Annotated in this window: 26 protein-coding genes; 15 read left to right on the forward strand and 11 right to left on the reverse strand. The window is 37.8% G+C overall.

Going from position 1 to position 22,800, the window contains the following annotated elements:
- The 4 genes from SIB89_RS11380 to SIB89_RS11395 all read right to left on the reverse strand — a co-directional run bounded on the left by SIB89_RS11380 (position 1) and on the right by SIB89_RS11395 (position 1,594).
- Positions 1-426 (reverse strand): sulfur reduction protein DsrE, encoded by a 426-nt coding sequence (locus SIB89_RS11380; protein WP_412559866.1) that lies wholly within the window; start codon positions 424-426, stop codon positions 1-3.
- A gap of 6 nt (positions 427-432) precedes the next feature.
- A complete protein-coding gene (locus SIB89_RS11385) occupies positions 433-831 on the reverse strand; it encodes a DoxX family protein (RefSeq protein ID WP_412559867.1) in 399 nt (132 codons plus the stop codon).
- 125 nt (positions 832-956) lie between these two features.
- Entirely contained in the window at positions 957-1,274 is a 318-nt protein-coding gene (locus tag SIB89_RS11390; protein ID WP_412559868.1) for a hypothetical protein, read from the reverse strand.
- 164 nt (positions 1,275-1,438) lie between these two features.
- Positions 1,439-1,594, reverse strand: coding sequence for a hypothetical protein (locus SIB89_RS11395; RefSeq protein WP_412559869.1), 156 nt, complete (start codon positions 1,592-1,594; stop codon positions 1,439-1,441).
- A 105-nt stretch (positions 1,595-1,699) separates the two neighbouring features.
- Between SIB89_RS11395 and SIB89_RS11400 the strand changes: the two genes are divergently transcribed.
- From SIB89_RS11400 to SIB89_RS11430, 7 genes are all read left to right on the forward strand, one after another.
- On the forward strand, positions 1,700-2,257 hold the full coding sequence (locus SIB89_RS11400) for a YeeE/YedE family protein (protein ID WP_412559870.1): 558 nt from the start codon (positions 1,700-1,702) through the stop codon (positions 2,255-2,257).
- Between the two features lie 3 nt (positions 2,258-2,260).
- Entirely contained in the window at positions 2,261-2,674 is a 414-nt protein-coding gene (locus SIB89_RS11405) for a DUF6691 family protein (protein ID WP_412559871.1), read from the forward strand.
- Positions 2,675-2,764: 90 nt separating this feature from the next.
- The gene (locus tag SIB89_RS11410; RefSeq protein WP_412559872.1) at positions 2,765-3,205 is read left to right on the forward strand and encodes a hypothetical protein; all 441 of its coding nucleotides are present in this window, start codon (positions 2,765-2,767) and stop codon (positions 3,203-3,205) included.
- Positions 3,206-3,276: 71 nt separating this feature from the next.
- Positions 3,277-4,461 (forward strand): TolC family protein, encoded by a 1,185-nt coding sequence (locus tag SIB89_RS11415; protein WP_412559873.1) that lies wholly within the window; start codon positions 3,277-3,279, stop codon positions 4,459-4,461.
- Positions 4,462-4,479: 18 nt separating this feature from the next.
- Entirely contained in the window at positions 4,480-4,770 is a 291-nt protein-coding gene (locus tag SIB89_RS11420) for a hypothetical protein (RefSeq protein WP_412559874.1), read from the forward strand.
- A gap of 20 nt (positions 4,771-4,790) precedes the next feature.
- The gene (locus SIB89_RS11425; RefSeq protein WP_412559875.1) at positions 4,791-6,293 is read left to right on the forward strand and encodes an efflux RND transporter periplasmic adaptor subunit; all 1,503 of its coding nucleotides are present in this window, start codon (positions 4,791-4,793) and stop codon (positions 6,291-6,293) included.
- A gap of 12 nt (positions 6,294-6,305) precedes the next feature.
- Positions 6,306-9,389: an efflux RND transporter permease subunit gene (locus SIB89_RS11430; protein WP_412559876.1), complete on the forward strand. Its 3,084-nt coding sequence runs from the start codon at positions 6,306-6,308 to the stop codon at positions 9,387-9,389.
- A gap of 147 nt (positions 9,390-9,536) precedes the next feature.
- On the opposite strand, the gene SIB89_RS11435 is transcribed toward SIB89_RS11430, so the two are convergent.
- Positions 9,537-9,986, reverse strand: a complete 450-nt coding sequence (locus SIB89_RS11435) for a hypothetical protein (RefSeq protein ID WP_412559877.1) — start codon at positions 9,984-9,986, stop codon at positions 9,537-9,539.
- A 548-nt stretch (positions 9,987-10,534) separates the two neighbouring features.
- Between SIB89_RS11435 and SIB89_RS11440 the strand changes: the two genes are divergently transcribed.
- The 8 genes from SIB89_RS11440 (at position 10,535) to SIB89_RS11475 (ending at position 16,918) form a co-directional block, all read left to right on the forward strand.
- Positions 10,535-11,095 (forward strand): Crp/Fnr family transcriptional regulator, encoded by a 561-nt coding sequence (locus SIB89_RS11440; protein WP_412559878.1) that lies wholly within the window; start codon positions 10,535-10,537, stop codon positions 11,093-11,095.
- Between the two features lie 75 nt (positions 11,096-11,170).
- Complete coding sequence (locus tag SIB89_RS11445) at positions 11,171-12,436, forward strand: MFS transporter (protein WP_348700865.1); 1,266 nt, start codon at positions 11,171-11,173, stop codon at positions 12,434-12,436.
- 9 nt (positions 12,437-12,445) lie between these two features.
- Positions 12,446-12,616 carry a rhodanese-like domain-containing protein gene (locus tag SIB89_RS11450; RefSeq protein WP_412561906.1) on the forward strand — a complete coding sequence of 57 codons (171 nt, stop codon included), beginning with the start codon at positions 12,446-12,448 and terminating at the stop codon, positions 12,614-12,616.
- 380 nt (positions 12,617-12,996) lie between these two features.
- The gene (locus SIB89_RS11455; RefSeq protein ID WP_412559879.1) at positions 12,997-13,407 is read left to right on the forward strand and encodes a hypothetical protein; all 411 of its coding nucleotides are present in this window, start codon (positions 12,997-12,999) and stop codon (positions 13,405-13,407) included.
- A 6-nt stretch (positions 13,408-13,413) separates the two neighbouring features.
- Entirely contained in the window at positions 13,414-14,169 is a 756-nt protein-coding gene (locus SIB89_RS11460) for a hypothetical protein (RefSeq protein ID WP_412559880.1), read from the forward strand.
- Positions 14,170-14,321: 152 nt separating this feature from the next.
- The gene (locus SIB89_RS11465; RefSeq protein ID WP_412559881.1) at positions 14,322-15,089 is read left to right on the forward strand and encodes a DUF6577 family protein; all 768 of its coding nucleotides are present in this window, start codon (positions 14,322-14,324) and stop codon (positions 15,087-15,089) included.
- A complete protein-coding gene (locus tag SIB89_RS11470; RefSeq protein ID WP_412559882.1) occupies positions 15,082-16,185 on the forward strand; it encodes a nucleotidyl transferase AbiEii/AbiGii toxin family protein in 1,104 nt (367 codons plus the stop codon). Before SIB89_RS11465 ends, SIB89_RS11470 begins: the two co-directional genes overlap by 8 nt.
- Before the next feature lie 10 nt (positions 16,186-16,195).
- A complete protein-coding gene (locus SIB89_RS11475; RefSeq protein ID WP_412559883.1) occupies positions 16,196-16,918 on the forward strand; it encodes a hypothetical protein in 723 nt (240 codons plus the stop codon).
- Here the strand turns inward: SIB89_RS11475 and SIB89_RS11480 are convergent.
- Genes SIB89_RS11480 through SIB89_RS11505 form a run of 6 tightly spaced genes read right to left on the reverse strand, consistent with a single transcriptional unit; the run spans position 16,857 to position 22,695 of the window.
- On the reverse strand, positions 16,857-17,663 hold the full coding sequence (locus SIB89_RS11480; RefSeq protein WP_412559884.1) for a DUF547 domain-containing protein: 807 nt from the start codon (positions 17,661-17,663) through the stop codon (positions 16,857-16,859). The two genes, SIB89_RS11475 and SIB89_RS11480, sit on opposite strands and share 62 nt — an antisense overlap.
- Before the next feature lie 42 nt (positions 17,664-17,705).
- The gene (locus tag SIB89_RS11485) at positions 17,706-19,637 is read right to left on the reverse strand and encodes a heavy metal translocating P-type ATPase (protein ID WP_412559885.1); all 1,932 of its coding nucleotides are present in this window, start codon (positions 19,635-19,637) and stop codon (positions 17,706-17,708) included.
- Between the two features lies 1 nt (position 19,638).
- Positions 19,639-19,995: an STAS/SEC14 domain-containing protein gene (locus tag SIB89_RS11490; RefSeq protein ID WP_412559886.1), complete on the reverse strand. Its 357-nt coding sequence runs from the start codon at positions 19,993-19,995 to the stop codon at positions 19,639-19,641.
- Between the two features lie 21 nt (positions 19,996-20,016).
- On the reverse strand, positions 20,017-20,193 hold the full coding sequence (locus SIB89_RS11495) for a hypothetical protein (protein ID WP_412559887.1): 177 nt from the start codon (positions 20,191-20,193) through the stop codon (positions 20,017-20,019).
- Positions 20,194-20,204: 11 nt separating this feature from the next.
- Entirely contained in the window at positions 20,205-21,521 is a 1,317-nt protein-coding gene (locus SIB89_RS11500; protein ID WP_412559888.1) for an APC family permease, read from the reverse strand.
- Between the two features lies 1 nt (position 21,522).
- Positions 21,523-22,695 (reverse strand): M28 family peptidase, encoded by a 1,173-nt coding sequence (locus SIB89_RS11505; protein ID WP_412559889.1) that lies wholly within the window; start codon positions 22,693-22,695, stop codon positions 21,523-21,525.
- Positions 22,696-22,800: the final 105 nt, after the last annotated feature.

The raw sequence follows: 22,800 nt of genomic DNA on the forward strand, positions 1-22,800 counted from the left end.
TTATAGGCTTAAACTTTTATATCCTTTTTTCTGAAGTTGAAAGTTGTATAAAATGCCGTTTTCGACGGTTTTCATTTCTTTGGGTACTTTCGTTTTATCAACCTTGAATTTATTGAGCGAAAAACCACAGGCTACCAATTGGACACCAGCATTTTCAGCACGCTCTATAAAGTCATTCATTTTAGAACTATCTGTAATATCGCCAATTTCCTTGCCGCAAATGATAACTTCAAACTGACCAAAATTGCTACCATCTTCCTCTTTTAATGATTCCGCAGTTAAAATTATTGGTTCTAATTGGGGCACTTTTTTAGTAAGTACCACATAATTATTTTTGTTTGTATCTACAGTGTTTTGGGCTAAAGAACTACAACTCGTAAAAAGAGTCATTACTATTACTACTGTACTATAAAAAATTGTTTTCATTTTAATTTATTTTAAAAGGTTACTGGTGTCGTTCAGTATAAAAAAAAGAAGTCCACCGAGAATTGCTATATTTTTAAAGAGTGGTCCAAGGGTTGTAATTTGTCCTACTTGAACCGTTAATGTGATGGGTATTAAAACCGCCATCAAAACTATTGCCGCCCATTTGGTTTTATATCCTATCAGGAATATAAAACCTGCTGTTAACATTACGATACCAGAGATAATGATTAGCCACTGAGGTTCGCCAAAGAAATAGGCAATACCCTTAAAACTGGCTTGTTCAATGCGTTTGGCAGTTTTCTCTATGTTAAGCAAGTGATTAAAACCTGCAACGAGAAATATGCCGCTCACCAATATGCGTAATAATTGTATGGAACGACGGCTTATTAAAATTTTTGTCGTCATTATAAATGATGTAAAAAAATGATTGAATTTGCGTGGTGTTTATCCTAATGGTTTAACAGACCAAAATTATGATGTGTGAAAGAGCAGTACGGAAGCACCAACTTTAAAATTTTATAAAAAAGTAATTACACCAAACGTGGTGGCGGAGAATCATTATCTAAAAAGCGATAACTTAATAGTGAAGAAAAATGTTCGTTGAAAATTGCTGTAGGTCTTGAAATATTTGGTTCCCAAGAGAAAAGTTCAAATTGAAATTGCGATATACAAATACCACTTAACATAACAATTTGTGACGTGCTAAGGTCAACTTGCGAAAAATCGATTGTTTTGTTTGTCTGTTTTGGAGAATTTTTCTTTTTACAATTAGGTTTTACAAAAGATATGTCATTTCCGCTGAACAAAGCGTTCAGTCCATTTGCATCAATGACGATAAATTTCGCCATAAAGATGAATGTAAGAAATAACGCTATGTAAGTTTTAGATTTCACAATTGATACAAAAATAAGAGAAAGGGTTTGTTCTATGTGTAACCTTTGTTACCTAACTTAATATAATTTAAAACAGGTAGGATATACGTAAAAAACAAATACGTTAGCCTCAGGTTTTATCACTTTAGTACTTGAAATGCCCAAACTATTAGTAAAAATCCAACACCCGTTATTGCCGGCGCAGGAATTTTCATAACAATGCCAACTACAATCATTGCAATGGCAGTTAAGGCAAGTAGTATAGAAATCAAGTTCAATTTTTTATTACGTGTCATAATCTTCAATTTTATTTAAAGGTAATAAAAATCAATTGAGATTAATGTAACTATTGTTACCGTTTGGCTATATTGAAATCAGCATCTTTGTATAAATTATATAATATGGATTTGATATATGAACCGTGGCCTTGGTATGTAGCGGGACCACTTATTGCCCTTGTGATGTTCGTTTTATTGCTCGTTGGTAAGCAATTTGGAATGTCGTCTAACTTAAGAACGGCTTGTGCTGCTGTGGGCGCTGGAAAAGCATCTGAATTTTTTAAATTTGATTGGAAGGCCGAACGATGGAACTTGATGGTTGTACTCGGTGCAATTCTTGGCGGTTTTATTGCATCTACCTATTTGAGTGATAATACAGTAAACATTAATTCCGAAATCGCTCAACAACTATCTGATGATTTCAACATCAAGAGTGCTGGCCAAGCATACCTTCCAACTGAAATCTTTGCTGTCGAAAATCTTGCTGACCCATTAAACATTGCCATTTTGTTAATTGGTGGATTACTTGTGGGATTTGGCGCAAGATATGCCGGTGGTTGTACATCTGGTCACGCCATTTCTGGATTGAGTAATTTACAATTACCATCGTTGATAGCCGTCATAGGCTTCTTCATTGGTGGACTTGTTATGATTCATTTATTATACCCTATTATCTTTTAAATTATGCGTTATATCACATACTTAGTTATTGGTACTTTCTTCGGAATAATTATGTTTAAATCTGAAGCTGCATCGTGGTTTCGCATTTATGAAATGTTCCAGTTTGGCAGCTTTCATATGTACGGTATTATAGGTTCCGCCTTGGTTCTTGGTGTTATTGGTATTCAAGTCATCAAAAGAAAAAACATCAAACCTTTGGATGGAAGCGAAATGAGTTTGCAGCCAAAGAATAAAAGCGTTGCTCGGTATCTTATTGGTGGAATAATCTTTGGATTGGGTTGGGCATTGGCAGGTGTTTGTCCAGGCCCTATATATGTATTAATAGGTGCTGGGTTTCCTTCAATTCTAATTGTACTTATCGGCGCGCTATTTGGAACTTTTTTATATGGTATGATTAAGGACAGATTGCCACATTAAAAAAATAATTTTTTGAATATTTTATTTAAATGTTTTCTTTCTATCTGCGAAACTGAAAAGTAAAATTAATTTTCATTAGTTTTGTAAGTGATGCAAAATCCAAATAAAATAGCAGCATTTTTCTTCTTAGGCTTGTTTAGTCTAATGATGCTGCATCAGGTTTTTCCACATTTGCATCATCAGCACGAGGAAACGCATTCCCATTCAGATATTGCCCATACTGGCGAACACCATCATCACGATGACGGTTCTCACGAGAAAGAAGAATCCCCATACGGTTTCTTTGGGTTCTTTATGGATATGCACGTCCATTCAACGGTGTCCAGCGATATTGTTGTACTTAAAAGGAATACTGCTGAGCAACAGACTACTGTAGATGACAATATTGTAAAAGCTGTATCTGATTTTCAAGAATTTTATGTCGTTGATAAAAGGCAAAACGCTAAGCCCCCAATTTATCAACCACCCAGCTATTATTTCAACTCTTACCTTTCATCCCTCGATTTACGGGGTCCACCATTTTTAGGTTAATCGTTTAGGAATACCTACCGCTACGGAAGGAATCCTCTTATACATTAAGATTAAACCTAAAATTTCAAACAATGAATAAATTCATCGTGTCCGCGATTTGCGGATGCCTGTTCTTTGTTAGCGGTTTCTCACAGGATAAAAACATTGGGGAACTGCTTAACGAAATAGAACAGAACAACACAGAGTTAAAAGGCTATCAATCGTTCATTGAAAGCCAACAACTCGAAAACAAGAGCGCCAATAATTTACCCGACCCACAGCTTTTAGGCTATTATTTGCCATTTGGCGATAACGCAACGGGAAATTATTCCGAATATCAAATATCGCAATCTTTCGAATTTCCGACGGTTTATGGTTCACGCAGTAAATGGAACGACCTAAAGTCGATACAACTGCAAACGTCCTATGCCAAAAAGCGGCAGGAAGTTTTGTTGGAAGCGAAATCGGTATTGGTTGAACTCGTTTTCCTTAAAAAGCAGAAAGCCGTTGAAACCGAAAGACGAACCCAAAGCAAACAGGTTTTCGACCAGGTTCAGGAGCTTTATGATAAAGAGCAAGTGGGTATTTTGGATTTGAACAAGGCGAAAATCGCTTGGATTCAAGAGCAATTCGTTGTTCAAAAGATTGAAAGCGAAATCCAAATTGTACTGTCCAAACTCAGAACATTGAACGGCGGGAATGCCATTGATGGTTTTACAGCAGGTATCGATTTGCCTATCGAAGTTGTTGCGGTCGAAACGCTTTGGCAAGAAAAATTGGCAAACGATCCTTCTTTGCAACGTTTAAAGGCTGCTGAAACAGCTTCGCTTCAAAAAGTAAAACTGGAAAAAAACAAGGTCTTACCAAATGTGGCACTCGGTTACAATTATCAGGGTGTTAGTGGTAGCAATTATTCAGGTTTTTACGGTGGCCTTTCTATTCCGTTGTGGAACAGCAAGAACAAGGTAAAAGCGGCCGAGGCCGATTATGAATATCAGCAATCGAATACTCAAGTCATTACCGCTTCGCTGTATACCCAATTTCAGGAAACATACAATCGATACGAATTGATACTCGAAAAATACAATGAGTATCTAACCACGATGGGCAACTTAAACAGCGAACAACTGCTCTTTAAGGCTTATATGCTGGGCGAATATTCATTTATGGATTACTATGTAGAGCTTCAGTTTTACCGAAATGCATCAGACAGAATGTTGCAGATGGAAAAGGAAATCCAACTACTACAGGCAGAATTATTAAAACATACTTTATAAACCTCAAAAACAAAGATTATGAACATTTCAAAAAAAATATTCGCAATAGCAATCGCATCAACTTTTTTGGTAACCTCTTGTAGGGAAACAAAAAAAGAGAGTACAGATGACCACGGTCACGAACACAATGAAGACGGAAGCCATATGCACGAGGAAGACATAAAACAAGAAGAATTTGAAGTAGGAAAAGATTCTATGGGAACAAAGGCAGATGACCACGGTCACGACCACGATTCGGACGGTAACCATTCAGATGATGATTCTGACACCCACAAACACGATGATGGTTCAGAACACCACGACCATTAAAAACCCAATAAATACAAAAGATGAAATATTTAATAATTGTGCTTGCCTTTTTGGCTATGTCCTGTAACAACAGGACAGAAGACGCACACGCACATAACGCAGATGGCAGCCACGTAGGCGAAGACACCCCACGATTAAGCCATACTATCTGGACGGACAAAACGGAGCTATTTGTTGAATTTCCTGCGCTTGTGGTAGGCAACGGAAGTCGATTTGCAGCTCACTTTACCGTATTGGACGAACATCGACCTGTTACAGAAGGTTCTGTAACAGTTAGCTTAATAAAGGATGGAAAAGGAATTAGAAATACGGTAGATGCACCGTCATCACCAGGTATTTTTTCGCCTGCCATACAACCGAAAGAAGCTGGGAACTATCAATTGGTTTTTGAATTGACAACCCCAGACTATTCAGATAAAATTTCCATTGATGATGTAATGGTATATGCCGCCACGGATGAGGCCATAAAGGCTTTGGGTGCGGAAGAAGATGATGCAGGAATCTCGTTCTTAAAGGAGCAGGCTTGGAAAATCGATTTTCAGACCGCACCTGTTGTTTCTGGTAAAATCTACGATGTCATCAACACGTCAGGTGTTTGGATGCCATCACCAGGTTCAACAAAGTCCTTGGCGGCAAAATCCAATGGTGTGGTAGATTTTAAAATGGATAACCTTACGGAAGGTACAGCGGTAAAACAAGGTCAGCTGTTAATGAGCTTGAACAGTCAAGGTTTGGCATCCAACAATTTAAGTACGGATATCGCTTCCGCGAAAGCGAAATTCCAACAAGCCAGATCCGAATATGAAAGGAAGAAAGAGCTATACGAATCGAAAATAGTCCCAAAATCTGAATTTGAGAAAGTAGAAAGCAGTTATGAGATAGCCAGAGCTAACTATCAATCCTTGGTATCCGGTGTTTCGGGCGGAAGCAAACAAATCCGTGCCCCTTTTGATGGGTTTATCAAATCCATAACCGTTTCAAATGGCGATTATGTAGAACAGGGCGTTGCGCTGGTAAGCGTTGGAACACATCAATCCAGAGTTTTAAAAGCGCAGTTAGCACCCAACTACGGACTTGCGATGGGTAATTTACAAGGTATATGGTATCAGGATAATGATAACCAATGGAAAGACGTAACTGATGCCGAGGGCAAAATCCTTTCGATTGGTAAGGACGTGGAACGTGAACACCCTTTGATTTCTGTTTTTGCAGAAGTCAATGCTACCGTCGATATGCCAATAGGAAGTCTAACACCTGTTCAGATAGCGATGGGAAATGCAACACAGAACACAATGATTCCCGTGAATGCTCTCTTGGAAGACTATGGAAGCTATTCAGTTATCGTTCAACTATCAGGCGAAAGTTTTGAAAGACGACCTGTTAAGATTGGAAAGCGCAATGGCGAAAATGTAGAGATATTGGAAGGTCTGCAAGTTGGCGAAGTGGTGGTAACAACCGGAGCGTATCAAGTTAAAATGGCTTCAATGTCCGGTTCTACACCCGCGCACGGCCACGAACATTAAAAACGAAGAGAAATGTTAAACAAAATATTATCAATTTCACTTCAAAACAGATTGCTCATTCTATTGGGAGCTGTTGCATTGAGCGTTTTGGGAATCTATTATGCGCGTACTATGAACGTGGATGTATTCCCAGACCTCACGGCACCTACGGTAACCATTCTTACCGAAGCGCACGGTATGGAATCTGAAGAAGTAGAAAAACTGGTTACCTATCAACTGGAAACGGCCCTGAATGGTTCGCCCAATGTGAGACGAATCCGTTCGTCATCGGCAGCAGGTATTTCCATTGTTTGGGTAGAATTTGAATGGGGAACCGATATTTACCGTGCCCGACAAATCGTGAGCGAACGTATCCCAATGGTACGAGAGAACCTTCCCGAAGGAATCGGTGCGCCTACAATGGCACCTATTTCTTCCATTATGGGCGAAATAATGCTCTTGGGCGTGACTTCGGATAGTCTTTCGCCAATGGAATTACGAACGCTTTCCGATTGGACAATTAGACCACGCATCAAAGCGATTGGTGGTATAGCAAATGTGGTGGTCATTGGTGGCGATTATAAGCAATACCAAGTATTTGCCAATCCCGAAAAGATGAAGTATTACGATGTGAGCCTATCGGAATTGGTTGAACAGGTTAAGGAAGCAAATCAAAATGCGCCTGGCGGTATCATAAACCAATATGGCAACCAATACATCATAAAAGGAAGCGGTAGAGCCTATGTGCTGGAAGACTTGCAGGAAGCGGTTCTAAAACAAGTAAACGGTCAGACCATCAAAATTAAGGATGTGGCGACGGTACAAGTTGGTGCGGCCGATAAAATTGGCGATGGCTCGTTAAACGCAAATCCCGCTGTGATTCTGACCATTTCAAAACAGCCCGATGTAAACACCTTGGAGCTGACAGACCGCTTGGATGAAGCGATTGCTGATTTAGAATCCTCATTGCCAAAGGGGGTCAACATCAAAAGTCAAATCTTTAGACAATCTGATTTCATAGATGCTTCTATTAGTAATCTAAATATGACCCTTTTAGAAGGTGCATTTTTTGTAATGATTATCCTGTTCATCTTTCTAATGAATTGGAGAACTACCGTTATTTCCTTGCTGGCTATTCCTATTTCATTATTGGTTTCCATCATCATATTAAAATGGTTGGGTTATACCATAAATACAATGAGTTTGGGTGGTATGGCCATTGCCATAGGTGCGTTAGTAGATGATGCCATCATCGATGTGGAAAATGTGTATAAACGCTTGCGCGAAAATATCAGAAAACCGAAAGAGAAGCGGGAATCGACTATAAAAGTAGTACGTGATGCTTCAGTAGAGATACGAAGTTCCATCATTATTGCAACCCTAATTATCATTGTATCATTTGTTCCTTTGTTCTTTTTAAGCGGAATGGAAGGTCGATTGTTGCAACCGCTGGGAATAGCCTTTGTAACATCTGTATTGACCTCATTGGTAGTTGCCGTGACGGTCACGCCTATTCTGTGTTCCTATTTATTGGATAACGAAAAGCTTTTGAACAAGCAGGCAGAAGGTACACGCGTGGAGCGATGGCTACAGAAACATTATGGCAACCTTTTGGAACGTGTAACCAGAATACCCAAAACCATTATAGGCGTAACCGTGATTGCCTTTCTGTTAAGTCTGTTGGTTGTCACACAATTAGGACGAAGTTTTCTTCCTGAATTCAACGAAGGTTCTTTAGTAATAAGTGTTGTCGGTCCGCCGGGAATGTCTTTAGAAGAGAGTAATAAGACAGGTAAATTAATCGAGACTATACTATTGGATATGCCCGAAGTGGAGGTCGTTACCCGAAGACAAGGCCGTGCCGAACTGGACGAACACGCGCAAGGTGTCAATGCTTCTGAAATTGATGTGCCTTTTGTCCTTGAGGACAAAACAAAAGAAGAGTTCTTTGAGGAAGTCCGAAACAAATTGAGCGTTGCACCAGGTGTCAATATTACCTTGGGACAACCCATCGCCCACCGTATTGACCATATGCTTTCCGGAACACGCGCCAATATTGCCATCAAGATATTTGGTTCCGATTTACAACAACTATTTGAAGTAGGTAAAAGCGTAGAGCAGAACATCAAGGACATTGATGGATTGGCAGATGTTGCGGTTGACCAACAAATTGAAGTGCCACAAATTCGTATCAAACCCAAACGCCAGATTCTCTCGGCCTATGGAATGACGGTCGGTAATTTAATGGAACAGGTAGATATTGCCTTTGCAGGCGAAGAAGCGGGCGAGATTTATGAAGGACAGCAGTATTTTGATTTGGTGGTGCGCTATAATAAACCGTTTCGAGACAATATTGAGAACATCAATAAAGCCTTAATCAGTTTACCAAATGGAGGTCAAACAACTTTAGGCGAATTGGCGACTGTGCAATCCGTAAGTAGCCCAAACACCATTAATCGTGAAGATGTACAACGTAAAATTGTGGTTGCTGCCAATGTTCAAGGCAGGGATTTACGTGGTGCTGTTAATGAAATAAAGGAAGTTGTGGGCAGCAACGTGAATATGCCGGAAGGCTACCGTGTGCAATATGGTGGACAGTTTGAAAGTGAATCAAAAGCATCACAGCTTCTATTGATAACGGCTATTATTGCCATAGCCATTATTTTCTTGTTATTGTATTATGAATTTAAGGACGTAAAATTGGCATTTGTAGTATTAATCAATTTACCATTGGCTTTAATTGGTGGAATTTTGATTGTGTATTTTACTTCGGGAATCATAAGTATTGCAGCGACCATAGGTTTTATCAGTTTGTTTGGAATTGCCACACGAAACGGTATTCTCTTGGTCTCACGGTATGAAGATTTGAGAAAAGAAGGAGTACACGGTTTTCAGTTAATAAAAGCTGGAGCTTTAGACAGATTAAATCCCATATTAATGACTGCCTTTACCACAGGTCTGGCATTAATTCCATTGGCCTTAAAAGGTGGCGAACCCGGTAGTGAAATTCAAAGCCCTATGGCCGTTGTAATTTTAGGCGGTTTACTTTCAGCTACCATTTTGAATTTAGTGGTTATTCCTTGTGTGTATCAGTTGGTTCTGAAAAAGGAAAAATAGCAAACAAATTACAATTAAAAACCTTCTTACTATGGTAGGAAGGTTTTTTTATGCATTAATTTTAAAAATCCACTCAGCACATTGCCGCTTCATTCTGAGAAAAGCCCCAACAAAATTCTATAGAGGCTGCTGGACATTCCAATTTTGTTAGTCGCCCTCGCTCAACGAGAAGCTTCCGTCGCCGTTAAAAGAGTCAAGGCTGATTGTAACAGACCATATACCAGAAGTACCCGCATCGGTCACCCCAGAAAAGGAATCCGGTTCTGAAGCACCATCAAGAGACCTGTTCAATACAGTATTTCCGTCAGCATCCAAAACCAGCATATTAAAAGTGCCTTCGGCTGAGGCGGTTATATCCGCATTATAGTCCGCTGTGGTCAAATTGTTCATCCAGAGAAACGTCCTTGTGGCGCTTCCACCGTTACCTGTGAAGTCACCGTCCACATCACCATTAAAATCGTCACCATCATCAAACAATACAGTTCCGTTGACACTCACCTGAGCCATCGTGTCACTATCATCATCGTCACTACAGCCTACAAAGACCGTGGTAGCGACAATGGTTAAAAGCATAAAATAGAATTTCGTAATTTTCATAATTCATTAAGATTTGGTTATCATATATAAAACAAACATAACGGGAAAAACCCTATCCTTAGTATTTAATTTTTAATCTATAATTTGAATATCCATTCTTGTAAACTGTTTAAATCCCACTCAGCACATTCCCCTACATTCCACGCTCGCCCGCTGAAAAAGCAGGCAACCACTTCACTTCGGGAAAAGAGCTTCACTACACACGTCTTGGACACAATCCCCAATTTCAGCTTTCCATTCCGCTAACCCTTCCCGCTGCGCTGGGAAGGAACACTTCATTCCAGAGCCAAAATCGTGAATTAAGTCCGCTTTAAATTCTACAAAACAGGATAATTCATTTTCATAACTCAGATAACATTATATTCATATTATATACCAAATTATATGCAAACTAAAGATTACTTACAACTATTAGAATATATATAATTTGAAAGTTTTAATTATTATAAATAACGCTGCTTACGGTAAGTTAAAAACCCGTTATGTATCAAGAATAGTAATTTAGTTAAGGAAAGAAATACTGAGTTTTTCAGGAAATACTTAAAAATATGGAAATACTTGATTATTTTGATAGTTTCTATAAGATTGGAAAAGAAGCTAAGCAAGAATTAAAGAATATAATAATCGAAAAGCAATATGGTAAAAATGCTATTGTTCAAGATATTGGCAATACTTGCCGAACATTATATTTCGTAAAAGAAGGTGGGGCAAGGATATTTTATTACAATAATGGCAATGACGTTACCGAGCATTTCGCATTTAAAAATGAAATTATCGTTCGAGCAGAAAGTTTATTTACAGGACAAATTACTACGAAAGGTATTGAGACCATTGAAAAAACAATTATGTTCACCATTGATGCAAATGCTTTGTTCAGATTATATGATGATTACCATAATATAGAACGTCTGTTCCGATTGATTTTTGAAAATGAATTTGTCAATGCCATAAGAAGAATTGAGAGCTTTCAATTGAAAACCGCTACTGAAAGATATATAGAATTATTGAATTCTACTGACTGGGTTCAGAAAATTCCACTTAAACACATTGCATCTTACTTGGGAATTACACAAGTTTCGTTGAGCCGTATTCGAGCAAATCTGATGTAATTATTTATCATTTGTTAAAGGAAACGTAATCAAATATATAGAACTTTGTTGCATTGTATATTTTTATTTTAAAAAATGGAAAAGGTCAAACTTGGATTGAAAGAAAATTGGAAGCAGTTTACGATTTTAGTGATTGTAAACGCTTTTGTAGGTGGAATGATTGGAATGGAACGTTCTATTTTTCCGCAATTTGCCGAGTTGGAATTTGGGGTTGCTTCCAAGACAGCTATTCTCTCATTTATTACTGCATTCGGGATTACCAAGGCAATAGCCAACTATTATACAGGTCGGCTTGCCAATAAATTCGGTCGTAAGAACTTACTTTTATTCGGTTGGTTAATCGCTATTCCTATTCCATTTATGTTGATTTATGCGCCCAGTTGGAGTTTTGTGATTTTTGCAAATGTGTTATTGGGCGTAAGCCAAGGGTTAACTTGGAGCAGTACAGTAGTAATGAAAATTGACATTGTTGGCGAAAAAGACCGTGGCTTTGCAATGGGTTTAAACGAGTTTGCAGGATATTTTGCAGTTGGTGTCGTTGCCTTCTTGACAGGCCTAATTGCTAACAAATATGGTATAACACCCTATCCATTTTACCTTGGTATATTCATTACAATCGTTGGTTTTATTTTGACAGCCGTTTGGGTAAAAGACACAAGGATTTTTGTTCATAAGGAAAGTTCGACCGACAAAACGGCTAAGCTTGACAATGTATTTTTAGAAACGACTTTTAAAAACAAGACTTTGAGTTCAGTTACACAGGCAGGACTTGTAAACAATCTGAATGACGGAATGATTTGGGGCTTGCTTCCAATCATCCTATTATCTCTGAACTATAACAACGAGAATATCGGAATAATTACGGCCATTTATCCAACTGTTTGGGGTATAGGACAACTATTTACGGGCAAAATGTCTGACCACTACTCAAAAAAGGCTATGCTATTTTGGGGGATGCTTCTGCAAGGATTATCAATATTGCTCATTCCATTCAGTAGTGATTTTTATGTTTTAGCAGCCATTTCGGCAATTTTGGGTTTAGGAACGGCATTGGTCTATCCTACTTTTCTCTCAACCATTGCCCAAGCAACAAACCCAAGCCAACGTGCAGAAAGTATCGGTTCATTCAGACTTTGGCGAGATTTAGGATATGCCTTTGGTGCAATAATATCAGGTATAATTGCTGATTTATTTGGAGTTGAATATGCTATTTTCTTAATAGGTGGCCTGACCATTATTTCTTCGCTTATTATCAAATTCCGGATGCCAGAACAAATAAAAACAATCAAAGAATGTATTGAAGTGGATGAAGTAAAACAAGCCTTTAAAAACAACAAATAAATCCAAATCATTGATGTAAGAAGCAAAGAAGAATATGAACAAGCACATATTCCAAGTGCTTTGAATATTTCACTTCAAGAGCTAAAAGAAAAAAAATCTCGCAACTCGATAAAAACTTTCAATTTGTTACTGCTTGTGGTAAAGGAGGTAGAAGTTCAGCGGACGCAGCAAAACTGTTAAAAAGCCTAAACTTAATGCTAATTGGCTTTGTGGTGGAACAAATAACTGGCTCAAAATCAATGAATGATATAAAATACTGTACCCAATAATGGCTAAATATTATTTGATGATCGCGCATACTTTTGAAAATTTGAGTAGCTTTTTATAATAGTATACTTGTAAAGTTAAGTGCCAAACTACACAACTACTCATTTCAAAATGGAGGCCGTTGAATAAAGTAAATCAAACTATCACATACCACTCAGCCCATTCCCTTTATTTCGTGAAAAACTACATTCCCGTGCCAAAATCGTGAATTAAGTTCGCTTGAAACCCGTCTTATTTTTCACAAAGTCTATTTGTTTTTTAATTCAGTTATATTGTGTGAAATTTTAGCTTAAATGGAAAAACTAACGGAAAATAGAACCATTGAATTACTGATGCCTCATTTGGTTCAACAAGGCTATGAAATAGAAAGTTTCTGTCTTGGCCAAACGAGAGGATATGATATTGTAGCTGTTAAGAATGACAAAAAATTATTAATTGAGGTAAAAGGTGCAAAAGCACATAAGGATTCGCCAACAAAGCGACGAGATTATTTCAACTCTGGACAGATTAAAACTCATTTGGGTAAAGCAATTATCAAATGCTTAGAAACCAAAGTTGCGTTCCCAAATGCAAAAATTGCCATTGCGCATCCCGAAGACGAACAAATAAGAAAAGCAATAGCCAGTATTATTCCAGAGCTCAATAAGATAGGTATACAACATTATTGGGTTAATGCTAATGGAACAGTAACTCTTGAAAAATAATTTATTTTGAACACAGTAACAAATTCCAAACTATCCTCTTTATTTCATTTCTTGAAAGAAAATAGGGCTTATAATAAGAAGGTGCAATCCAATTCTTATAATCTGTTTTTAGCACCGTTCGATTCTCTTGAAGATAAATTATATTCAGCTCTTTATCACGTAGCGAATACCCAAAGCCAACCTAAAATTGACTTACTTGCACCTTTTTTTCAGAAAGTATATTCGAATAAATTACAGCTTCATAGTTTTAAGGCATTCATCGATTTTCTAACAGATAAAGAAAATGGTGCCTATAATTATGAATCTCTTTACTATGGTATGTTGAGACAAAAAGGTTGGGGTAATAAAACGTCTGCATTGTTTGCCAAAACCATTTATCATTTACATAATGGTAAGTATGGATTTCAAAATTCAATATGGGACGATGCGCCGAAAATCATTGACAAAGAAGAAAAAATTTTCTTACCTGTCGATGCTGTAATTGAAGCAATTTTCCATCGTATTGACCCAACAATTAAATGGAATTTCCATAAAATTAATAAACTGCTACAGCATAATTATTCTTCTGAAGAAATGGAAGTTTGGGACGACCTTTGGTTCTGGGGATTTATAAATCAACGCGGTTCTGGTCTAACAAGAGAATTTGTTTGGAACGAATCCAAATATTGGGCATTACTTGAGACTGAAAAGAATAATGCTGTGATTGAAGAGGTAAAATTGAAATCGTTGCAATTCCTTTCCATATTGAACCCAAAACAGTAACATATGTATTTGCAATTATCATATTCTAAGTTTGTCTGAATTTAGATAGGTTTAATTTCCAATTATTACCACTTAATCTATATAGTGGCGAAAATTTGTTTTCAAATATTCGCCACTTTTTTGTATTTTTGGCAAAGTTTTGATTTTTAACTATGCCAAAGATTATTGAAAATAAACTGATACAAACTTTCAAAGACCGTAGTTCTTTTGATAGAGATGAACTCTATGACTTCTATCTGGATTTCGAACCAGACCTAAAAGAAAGTACATTTAGTTGGCGAATTTATGACCTGAAGAAAAAGGACATAATTAAAACCATTGGTCGTGGACTTTATGTTATTTCCTATAAACCTAAATATAAACCTCTTCTATCAGATAGTGTGTTCAAAATAGCCCGTAAAACCAATGAGCGTTTTGAAGACATAAAATATGCCATTTGGGAAACCCAATGGCTCAATGAGTTTTCTCAGCACCAGACGTCAAATCAAATGATTGTCGTCGAGGTAGAAAAAGAATTTATTGACTCACTCTATTACTACCTAAATGATAATCTAAGAATGGATTTTTTCCTAAATCCAGATGAAAAGGAAATTCAATTCTATATTTCAGAAAGTAACGTGCCAGTTATCATTAAACGTTTGGTGACAAGGGCACCCATACAAAAAATAAAAAATAAAAAAGCGGTAGTGCCCATTGCAACACTTGAAAAGATTATGGTGGACCTGTTTGCAGATGAAAATCTGCTACATTTTTACCAAGGTTCTGAAATGGTAAACATCTACGAGAAAATAATTGATAGATATAGCATCAATTTTACAAAGTTGTTCAGCTATGCCAAGCGACGAAAAAAAGAACAGGAAATAAAGCAGTTTATAAGCAACAACATTCCAAATTTCTTAGAAGATATTAAATATGATTAATAACAAAAGTTTTGAAAAGGAATGGCTGAATGGCTTCCGTGCAAAAAAGGAACATAAGGGTATCGATGTAACTATATTGGAAAAAATGGTTCACGCACTATCATTACTCGAACATTTAAAAGTTTTAGGACTTGATTTTGTTTTCAAAGGTGGAACATCACTTGTGCTTTTGCTAAAAGAAGGGAACCGATTTTCTATTGATATCGATATTATTTCCAGCGTTGAGCGTGATAAATTAGAAGAAATTTTGGATGCAGTTGTAGCCAATTCACATTTCAAAAAGCACGTGCTTAATGAGCATAGAAGCTATAAGGAAGGTGTTCCAAAGGCACATTACACCTTTGAGTTCGAGTCGGTATATAATCCAAACGTTCCTGGAACCATTCTATTGGATATCCTTTTTGACAGTCCGCACTATCCAGAACTTATAGAATCGCCCATTGAAACACCTTGGCTTTCCATTGATGGAACTGCTACAACAATTACTACGCCTTCGGTAAACGCTATTTGTGGCGATAAGCTAACAGCTTTTGCACCAGATACCATAGGCATACCATTCTACAAAGGCGACCAGTTATTTGCAATGGAAATCTGCAAGCAATTGTTCGACTTGGGAAAACTTTTTGAAAATATTACTGATGTAGCAATGGTAAAGAAAAGTTTTTCAGCTTTCGCGAAAGCAGAACTATCCTATCGAAGTACGGACAAGGATTTTAGTAAAAGGAAACTCAATGAAAAGGATGTGCTATGGGATTCCATAAATACCTGTGCTATTATGGCAAGACGAGAACGTAACCCAACCGCTGAAAAGAAAAAGAAATTTGCAGATTTAAGCTCTGGCATACGAAGCTTTGGTAGCGCATTTTTAATGACAGGGAACTTTAGGATTGAAGAAGCATTGGCAGCTTCGGCCAAAGTAGCTTATTTGAATGCTATTATTCTACAAAAAGAGGATGTTGAAATAGAATATTATGAGAATCAGGATACAAAGGAATTGGTTATTAAAAATCCGGATTGGGCCTTTTTGAACAGATTAAAACGCCAACCCGATAAATCTATATTTTATTATTGGAACAAGGCGGTAGAACTATTGTAAATTAATGTGAATGGAATTAAAGTATATTATAGAAATCTGTATCGCTATCGACATCGCAATTTTGGGTATAGCATATCCTATTATCGTGGATAAAATATCCAATATAGGTCACAAGTTTTCATCAAACTATCTGGCTAATGCTTTTGAAAATGAATTTCCGCAGATAAAACTTTTTGGGATAATTCCCGGAAGGTCAAGAAGAATAACAGTATTTGAATGGGTTTTGTTCTTTACAATCGGCTCTTTTATATTCTTAATATTAGACCGTGAACCTTTTTTTTGGAAGGATAGTTGGATGATGCAAAACTCAGCAAAACTTCTAACGCTATTCTTAACAATATCATTGGTTGTTATTTTTATTATTTGGTTAGATAAGGTTTCGCTGTACAATGGCAAGTCCACACGTTTGCTTACCTATATAATTTCCGAATACCGAAAGCTAAAAAAAGATCAAGATGATAAATACCATTTTAAGATTATCAATGAACTTGCAATATTTGCCATTAGGACACAGGATAAAGGTTTAGAAGAAACATTAGTTAATTTCTACACGGAAGAATTCAATAATTACCGTGCTAACTTCATTAGACCAAGAGAGGAAGAAAAACCCAGAATGTTTATAAAATCTAAAAACCCTACCGAGTTTTCAAAACCTGCAGGATTTAGAAAAATTATTTCTGGTCGTTTAAGTCCCAGTCATAATTTTTATATTCCAGCTTGGCATTGGTATTAATTTTTGTGTCTGCATATTTATTGATAAAACCAATGATATCTTTTTTACCATTAACGGTATAGTCTTTTTCATACCATTTGAATATCATTGACACCTTTGGATTAGTTGCTGAAATTTCATTAAATTTTTCATTATTAATGAAATCTTTTGTGACACGGTCTAATTGTTCATTTATCTTACCTGCTGTGTAAGCCTCGTTTAATAATGGGGGACACGACATAGATGCGCAGGCAATGGCAAAATGGATGCGAGGCTCGTTCATTTTACGTAACACACCGTTCTCAATAGTCGCCAGGGTAATTTCCCTACCGTCAATCGGTACATAAGGTTTTGTCCACGGCCCATCAATATCCTTGATGCTTTTTACTGGATAATTTTCTACAATGAGCTTTACAGTGTAAGCGTTATAAGAGTTGATATAGTAGGCGAGCAATTCTGGTACAGACCAATCGTCGTTTGGATCTTGTGTGGAAAGAATTTTCAGGTAATCTTCTAAAGTCTTAAAATCTTTCTTGAAACCTTCGTAATCTACAAGGCCTTCCTTGTTAACGTGCTTTCTCAACAAATTATCCCAAATCGTATGATCAACATTTACTGAAGAGTTTGTGGTAGTAGAGACTAATTTGCCTTCAACTTTCTTTGTTGGTTGCCCTTGACTGGTAATTCCTGCCGCACCTAAAAGTGAGCAGCTCTGAATACTTCCCGCAACTAACAGCAGGACAATAGTTTTAATTATAACTTTCATTTTTCTATTATTATTCTGATTTCAAATTCGTATTAAGTTCTTTTAGTTCCACTTCATTTTCTGCAATCGTACCGCATTGAGAATAGCAAGAAAAGCAACACCTACATCAGCAAAAACCGCTTCCCACATTGTCGCTAATCCACCTGCCCCGAGAATGAGGACAATAACCTTTACACCAAAGGCAAGCCCAATATTTTGCCAGACAATTCGTCGCGTTGAACGACCAATTTTAATCGCTCGTGCAATCTTGCTCGGTTGGTCGGTCTGTATGATAACATCAGCTGTTTCAATGGCTACGTCGCTACCCAAGCCACCCATCGCTATTCCCACACCACTTGCTGCCAAAACGGGTGCGTCGTTTATGCCATCGCCGATAAATGCGACTTTCGTATCAGGTTGTTTTTTGAGCTTTTCAACCTCGTTCAATTTGTCTTCAGGTAACAGTCCGCCTTTTGCCCAATCGATGTTCAATTCTTTTGAAACTTGTTGAGTAATAGAATCCTTATCGCCGGATAGCATTATAATCTTTGAAATCCCTGCATCTCTAATTTGTTTAATGGCTTGGTGCGCATCATCCTTTAGTTCATCTGCAATGGTTACATAACCTGCAAATTTTCCATCAATGGACACCATAACAATTGATTCTACGATACCATCTGTTTCCGAAGGGACTTCTATGCTGTTTGAGGTCATCAAAGCTTTGTTTCCTACCAATACCGTTTTCCCATTGACTGTTCCTTTTAAACCTTTTCCTGCAACTTCTGAAACATCGGTTGCCTCATAATCCGACCCGTCCGCTTTGTATTCCAAAATTGCCTTGGCGATAGGATGTGTGGATTGTTCTTCCATCGCCATCAAATGCTTCATAAATTCGGCTTCCTCAAATGTGATGGAATTGATTTCCTTGATTTTGAAAACCCCTTTGGTAACGGTTCCTGTTTTGTCCATTACGACCGTGTTCACTTGAGTCATTGCATCGAGAAAGGATGCACCCTTGAATAGAATACCGTTTCGCGATGCCGCACCCAATCCGCCAAAATAGCCAAGGGGAATAGAAATGACCAACGCGCAAGGACACGAAATCACGAGGAATATCAATGCTCTATACAGCCAATCCCTAAACACATAATTATCTACAAAAAAGTAAGGTAGAAATGTAAGTCCGATGGCAAGGAATACAACGATAGGCGTATAAATTCTTGCAAACTTTCTAATGAACAATTCGGTCTTTGATTTTCTGGCGGTTGCATTCTGCACCATATCCAGAATTCGTGCAATGGAACTATCCTTAAATTCCTTTGTGGTTTCAATCTCGATTACGCCATCAAGGTTGATACTTCCAGCAAAAACGGTATCGCCTTTAGCAATAGTATGAGGTTTGCTTTCGCCTGTCAAGGCGGCAGTATTAAAAGATCCTTTTTTTGAAAGAAGAATACCATCAAGCGGAACTTTTTCGCCTACACGTACCTGTATCTTTTCCCCAATCTCAACAGTCTCAGGATTTACTGAAACAAAATCGCTATTACGATAAACCAAAGCTTCATTTGGTCTTACATCGAGTAAGGCTTTTATATTTCCTTTTGCACGGTTGACCGCTGCATTTTGGAACAGTTCGCCCACGGCATAGAACAACATTACGGCCACACCTTCAGGATATTCGCCGATGGCAAAAGCACCTAAAGTGGCTATGGACATCAGGAAGAACTCTGTAAAGAAATCCCCTTTTTTGATGCTTTCCCAACCTTCACTTATCACCGGAAAACCGACTGGAAGATAAGCCACGACATACCATACAATGCGAATCCAGCCCGAAAAATGTGGGAAGCTTTCAAAATAATCAAAAGTAATCCCTGCAATCAGCATTACAAAGCTGAAAATGGAAGGTATATATTCCCTAATGCTGAGACGTGATGAAACTTTGTTTTTATTTGAGGTTGTCTTCAGGTCTTTTAGATTTAAGTTTTTCTTTTTCATATTATGCTTTGATCCAATCTTTAGCTATCTGCTTATCAGATAAATCAAAATATCTGATTTCTGCGTTGGTAAAAGGCTTCATAAATTGGGTTATCCAGTCCTGCCATTTTTTTTCGCCCACCATAGCAATCTTTTCATAGTCGTTTGCGTGTGCCGCATCCATCTTTAAGTCTTCCCAAAATCCCTTGACATCCCAGCCATCAAAGTCTTTCATCTCAAAATACCAGCGTACCTTCATCCCTCGGTCCAATATGGCGTGAATAAGCGGATGTATCTTTTCAATATCCTTTGCGGTCAGTTTACCGGTTACTTCAGTGGCAATTAAATTTTTCTTTGTAAGTTCCAATATTTGTAACATAGTTTTTTAGTTTTAAATTTTTTATCCTTCTATATCGTAGAACCATTCTTCGGCTCTTGTAATAGCTTCTTGTAAGGCATCTTTTGCTGGCAGGTCCTTTTTTTCGACAAGCTCTTTCGCAATTTCCAATGCCTTTTCACGTACTTTGGGGTTTAAGCCATCGAGGTCGGTTTTAAAATCTTCGAACATCCAATCCATAGTTTCCTCTTTTAATGGTTAAACAACTCTTTTTCTTTTTCAGGGTCTATCTCATCCTTTGACTTTTTGTCCAAAAAATAGTCCAAGACAATGCCCACTATAATCGCACCGACAAACGCAATATAAACTTCCCAGTCAAATTGGATTACCAGAGACAGGCTGATGAGTATTGCCAAAATAGGTAGTATAGGTACTTTCCCGATTGATAGGGGAACTCTAAAGGGCCTTTCTTTGTCAGGTGCTTTAAAACGCAGCACAATCAGGGCGATATTCACGGCAACAAAAACAAGTAACGCGCCCAATGATGACATTCCCGCAACGATTTTAATATCACCCAATAACAGAAATGCAGCGACAGCAGCCATAACAACGAGGGTTGTTACCCAAGGTACTTTTTGTACATTGGTCTTGGTCATAACTTTTGGAAGTTCGCCCACACTTGCCATACCGAAAAGTAACCTGCTAATGGAAATAATGCCACTAAAAGCCGCATTGGCCGTAGCAAAAAGTGCCGCAACTGCCAAGGCTACTGGTAACCAGGAATTTAAATTTGAAGCGGCCAGCGACAATGGGGAATCTACCTTTGCTATTTCTGCGGGGTCACTTATATTGAGTACCGTAAAAGATATTAGTAGGTAAATAATAGTTGTAAAGACCATTGTCAATAAAAATGCCCTGGGAATTGTCTTGCCCGGATTTTTTACCTCAGAACCCAATGCCGCCATATGCTCGAAGCCTGTATAAACAAAAAATAAGGTAGCAGTAGCTGCCAAGGTGCCGGAAAAGGATTCCACTTGAAAAAATTCGGCTTTTGGCGGACCTGTTTCTGAAAGTCCAACCGCAATAAGAATAAACAGTCCCAATAGCTGAATACTCACCATAATGATATTGGCAGTAGAAGATTTTTTGATGCCCGTAATGCTTATTAACGAGAGTGCCAATAGTACACCATAGCTTATTAAAAGGGAAGGAACATTAAAAAAGGTATTGAAATATCCTGAAAAGGCAAGTAGCACGGCGGCGATGGTGGCCGAACTGTGAAATGCAATCGTCCAACCTGTTAGAAACGATGGAATGTCGATTTTTGGAAACGCTTTCCGTACAAAAATAAATTCCGCGCCAGCATTAGGATAGGTAGAGGACAACTCTGCATAGGACATTGCAGAAACACTGGCTGCGATGGCAGCAAAAATAAAACTCAACCAAAGGTCTGTTCCCGCCTGTCCGGCAGCTGCGCCAATTACTGTATATATTCCTGCACCAACAATCGTTCCTACACCATAAAAAGTGAGTCGAAGCGTACCCAAGGATTTTTTTAATTCTGCCATATCAATGTTGTATAATTATTTTTGGACTATAGTTTGCTGACTGAGTCTGTATATGAAAAAAATATAACCCGTCTGTAAATGAACTTGTATCAACTTGAGATGTATCCCTTAAATTGATATTGCCCACTTGGATGCCCAGCGTATTGTATACGATGACGCTCTCAATTGTTTCCATTGCGTCGATATAGATTTTATTCGAAGCTGGATTGGGGTAAACATTTATCTTATTTTGTTCAGTAATATTGTAAAGCCCTAATGTGGATGACAACGCACATTCCCCTAAAGTGGCAAAGACGAGCTTGGCACATTTTTCATAAAATGGCACGTTAAATTGCCCAAGGGTATCGGACGGTGTGTGCCAAAAAGGATTAAAGTCGCCATCATATTCTTCGTTAATTCCAATAGCACTAAATCCATTGTTCCAAAATGACGCGTGGTCCGTGGCCGAAATTCCTGGATTTACTAAATGTATACTTAAGCCAATAGTATAATCAATATTTGCAGCCATAGCCTTATCCGAGAGTGCAAGAGAGGAAGCAACTGGTCTCACGTGAATGTCAGCAACATTATCGTTATTACCGTCCCAGCCAAGCATATCCATATTGATATATCCCAGAATATTTTCGTTTGAAGACGCCGCAGAAGATGCATAAGCATCACTACCTATTAGTCCTTGTTCTTCTTCATCCCATAATGCAAAAATAATAGTATAAGGGAAATCGTATTCAGAAAAGACTCTCGCCGCTTCCATTACAGCCGCCGTACCACTTGCATTATCATCGGCTCCCGGTACGCCCGAAACATTGTCATAATGGGCGCCAATAATAAATTTTTCATCGGGATAAAGCATTCCTTCTTTTATTCCAAAAAGATTTTTCCCAGTTGAACTGAACTGTAGGGAATCCAACTGAAGTCCGTAGGTCTGGAATTTTTCCTTGATGAATTGAAAAGCTTTTTCATTACCAGGGTGGTCCTTATGTCGTGAAATAATCATATCAGGGTTGCCCCCGATAATCACAGGTTCTTCTCCAGTGAGTTGGGCTACGAAAAATGTCATTGAATCTATTTTTACTTCATTCAAGATATTTTGAACATTTTGATTTTGAGCAAATGAAATACCATATAATAGAAGCAATAGCGATAAAGCTGTACAATTTTTTACACTTGTTTTCATATGTTTTAAGTTATATTTATTAGTAATAATTTGTTCACGTTTTTAATACTTTTACCCAATACTTCGAACTTCTTTTGATAATCTTTGAACAGTTCATTCTTCATA

Origin of the sequence: Winogradskyella sp. MIT101101 (assembly GCF_047126865.1) — a bacterium.
GTDB classification, from domain to species: domain Bacteria; phylum Bacteroidota; class Bacteroidia; order Flavobacteriales; family Flavobacteriaceae; genus Winogradskyella; species Winogradskyella ouciana.

What these genes read in the sequence shown, in the direction of transcription:
- SIB89_RS11440 (WP_412559878.1), top strand. Translation starts at nt 10,535, where the DNA reads ATGGAAATACTTGATTATTTTGATAGTTTCTATAAGATTGGAAAAGAA.
- SIB89_RS11390 (WP_412559868.1), bottom strand. Translation starts at nt 1,274, where the DNA reads ATGGCGAAATTTATCGTCATTGATGCAAATGGACTGAACGCTTTGTTC.
- SIB89_RS11500 (WP_412559888.1), bottom strand. Translation starts at nt 21,521, where the DNA reads ATGGCAGAATTAAAAAAATCCTTGGGTACGCTTCGACTCACTTTTTAT.
- SIB89_RS11495 (WP_412559887.1), bottom strand. Translation starts at nt 20,193, where the DNA reads ATGGATTGGATGTTCGAAGATTTTAAAACCGACCTCGATGGCTTAAAC.
- SIB89_RS11420 (WP_412559874.1), top strand. Translation starts at nt 4,480, where the DNA reads ATGAACATTTCAAAAAAAATATTCGCAATAGCAATCGCATCAACTTTT.
- SIB89_RS11490 (WP_412559886.1), bottom strand. Translation starts at nt 19,995, where the DNA reads ATGTTACAAATATTGGAACTTACAAAGAAAAATTTAATTGCCACTGAA.
- SIB89_RS11395 (WP_412559869.1), bottom strand. Translation starts at nt 1,594, where the DNA reads ATGACACGTAATAAAAAATTGAACTTGATTTCTATACTACTTGCCTTA.
- SIB89_RS11405 (WP_412559871.1), top strand. Translation starts at nt 2,261, where the DNA reads ATGCGTTATATCACATACTTAGTTATTGGTACTTTCTTCGGAATAATT.
- SIB89_RS11485 (WP_412559885.1), bottom strand. Translation starts at nt 19,637, where the DNA reads ATGAAAAAGAAAAACTTAAATCTAAAAGACCTGAAGACAACCTCAAAT.
- SIB89_RS11435 (WP_412559877.1), bottom strand. Translation starts at nt 9,986, where the DNA reads ATGAAAATTACGAAATTCTATTTTATGCTTTTAACCATTGTCGCTACC.
- SIB89_RS11465 (WP_412559881.1), top strand. Translation starts at nt 14,322, where the DNA reads ATGCCAAAGATTATTGAAAATAAACTGATACAAACTTTCAAAGACCGT.
- SIB89_RS11470 (WP_412559882.1), top strand. Translation starts at nt 15,082, where the DNA reads ATGATTAATAACAAAAGTTTTGAAAAGGAATGGCTGAATGGCTTCCGT.
- SIB89_RS11480 (WP_412559884.1), bottom strand. Translation starts at nt 17,663, where the DNA reads ATGAAAGTTATAATTAAAACTATTGTCCTGCTGTTAGTTGCGGGAAGT.
- SIB89_RS11475 (WP_412559883.1), top strand. Translation starts at nt 16,196, where the DNA reads ATGGAATTAAAGTATATTATAGAAATCTGTATCGCTATCGACATCGCA.
- SIB89_RS11415 (WP_412559873.1), top strand. Translation starts at nt 3,277, where the DNA reads ATGAATAAATTCATCGTGTCCGCGATTTGCGGATGCCTGTTCTTTGTT.
- SIB89_RS11505 (WP_412559889.1), bottom strand. Translation starts at nt 22,695, where the DNA reads ATGAAAACAAGTGTAAAAAATTGTACAGCTTTATCGCTATTGCTTCTA.
- SIB89_RS11380 (WP_412559866.1), bottom strand. Translation starts at nt 426, where the DNA reads ATGAAAACAATTTTTTATAGTACAGTAGTAATAGTAATGACTCTTTTT.
- SIB89_RS11455 (WP_412559879.1), top strand. Translation starts at nt 12,997, where the DNA reads ATGGAAAAACTAACGGAAAATAGAACCATTGAATTACTGATGCCTCAT.
- SIB89_RS11430 (WP_412559876.1), top strand. Translation starts at nt 6,306, where the DNA reads ATGTTAAACAAAATATTATCAATTTCACTTCAAAACAGATTGCTCATT.
- SIB89_RS11445 (WP_348700865.1), top strand. Translation starts at nt 11,171, where the DNA reads ATGGAAAAGGTCAAACTTGGATTGAAAGAAAATTGGAAGCAGTTTACG.
- SIB89_RS11425 (WP_412559875.1), top strand. Translation starts at nt 4,791, where the DNA reads ATGAAATATTTAATAATTGTGCTTGCCTTTTTGGCTATGTCCTGTAAC.
- SIB89_RS11410 (WP_412559872.1), top strand. Translation starts at nt 2,765, where the DNA reads ATGCAAAATCCAAATAAAATAGCAGCATTTTTCTTCTTAGGCTTGTTT.
- SIB89_RS11400 (WP_412559870.1), top strand. Translation starts at nt 1,700, where the DNA reads ATGGATTTGATATATGAACCGTGGCCTTGGTATGTAGCGGGACCACTT.
- SIB89_RS11385 (WP_412559867.1), bottom strand. Translation starts at nt 831, where the DNA reads ATGACGACAAAAATTTTAATAAGCCGTCGTTCCATACAATTATTACGC.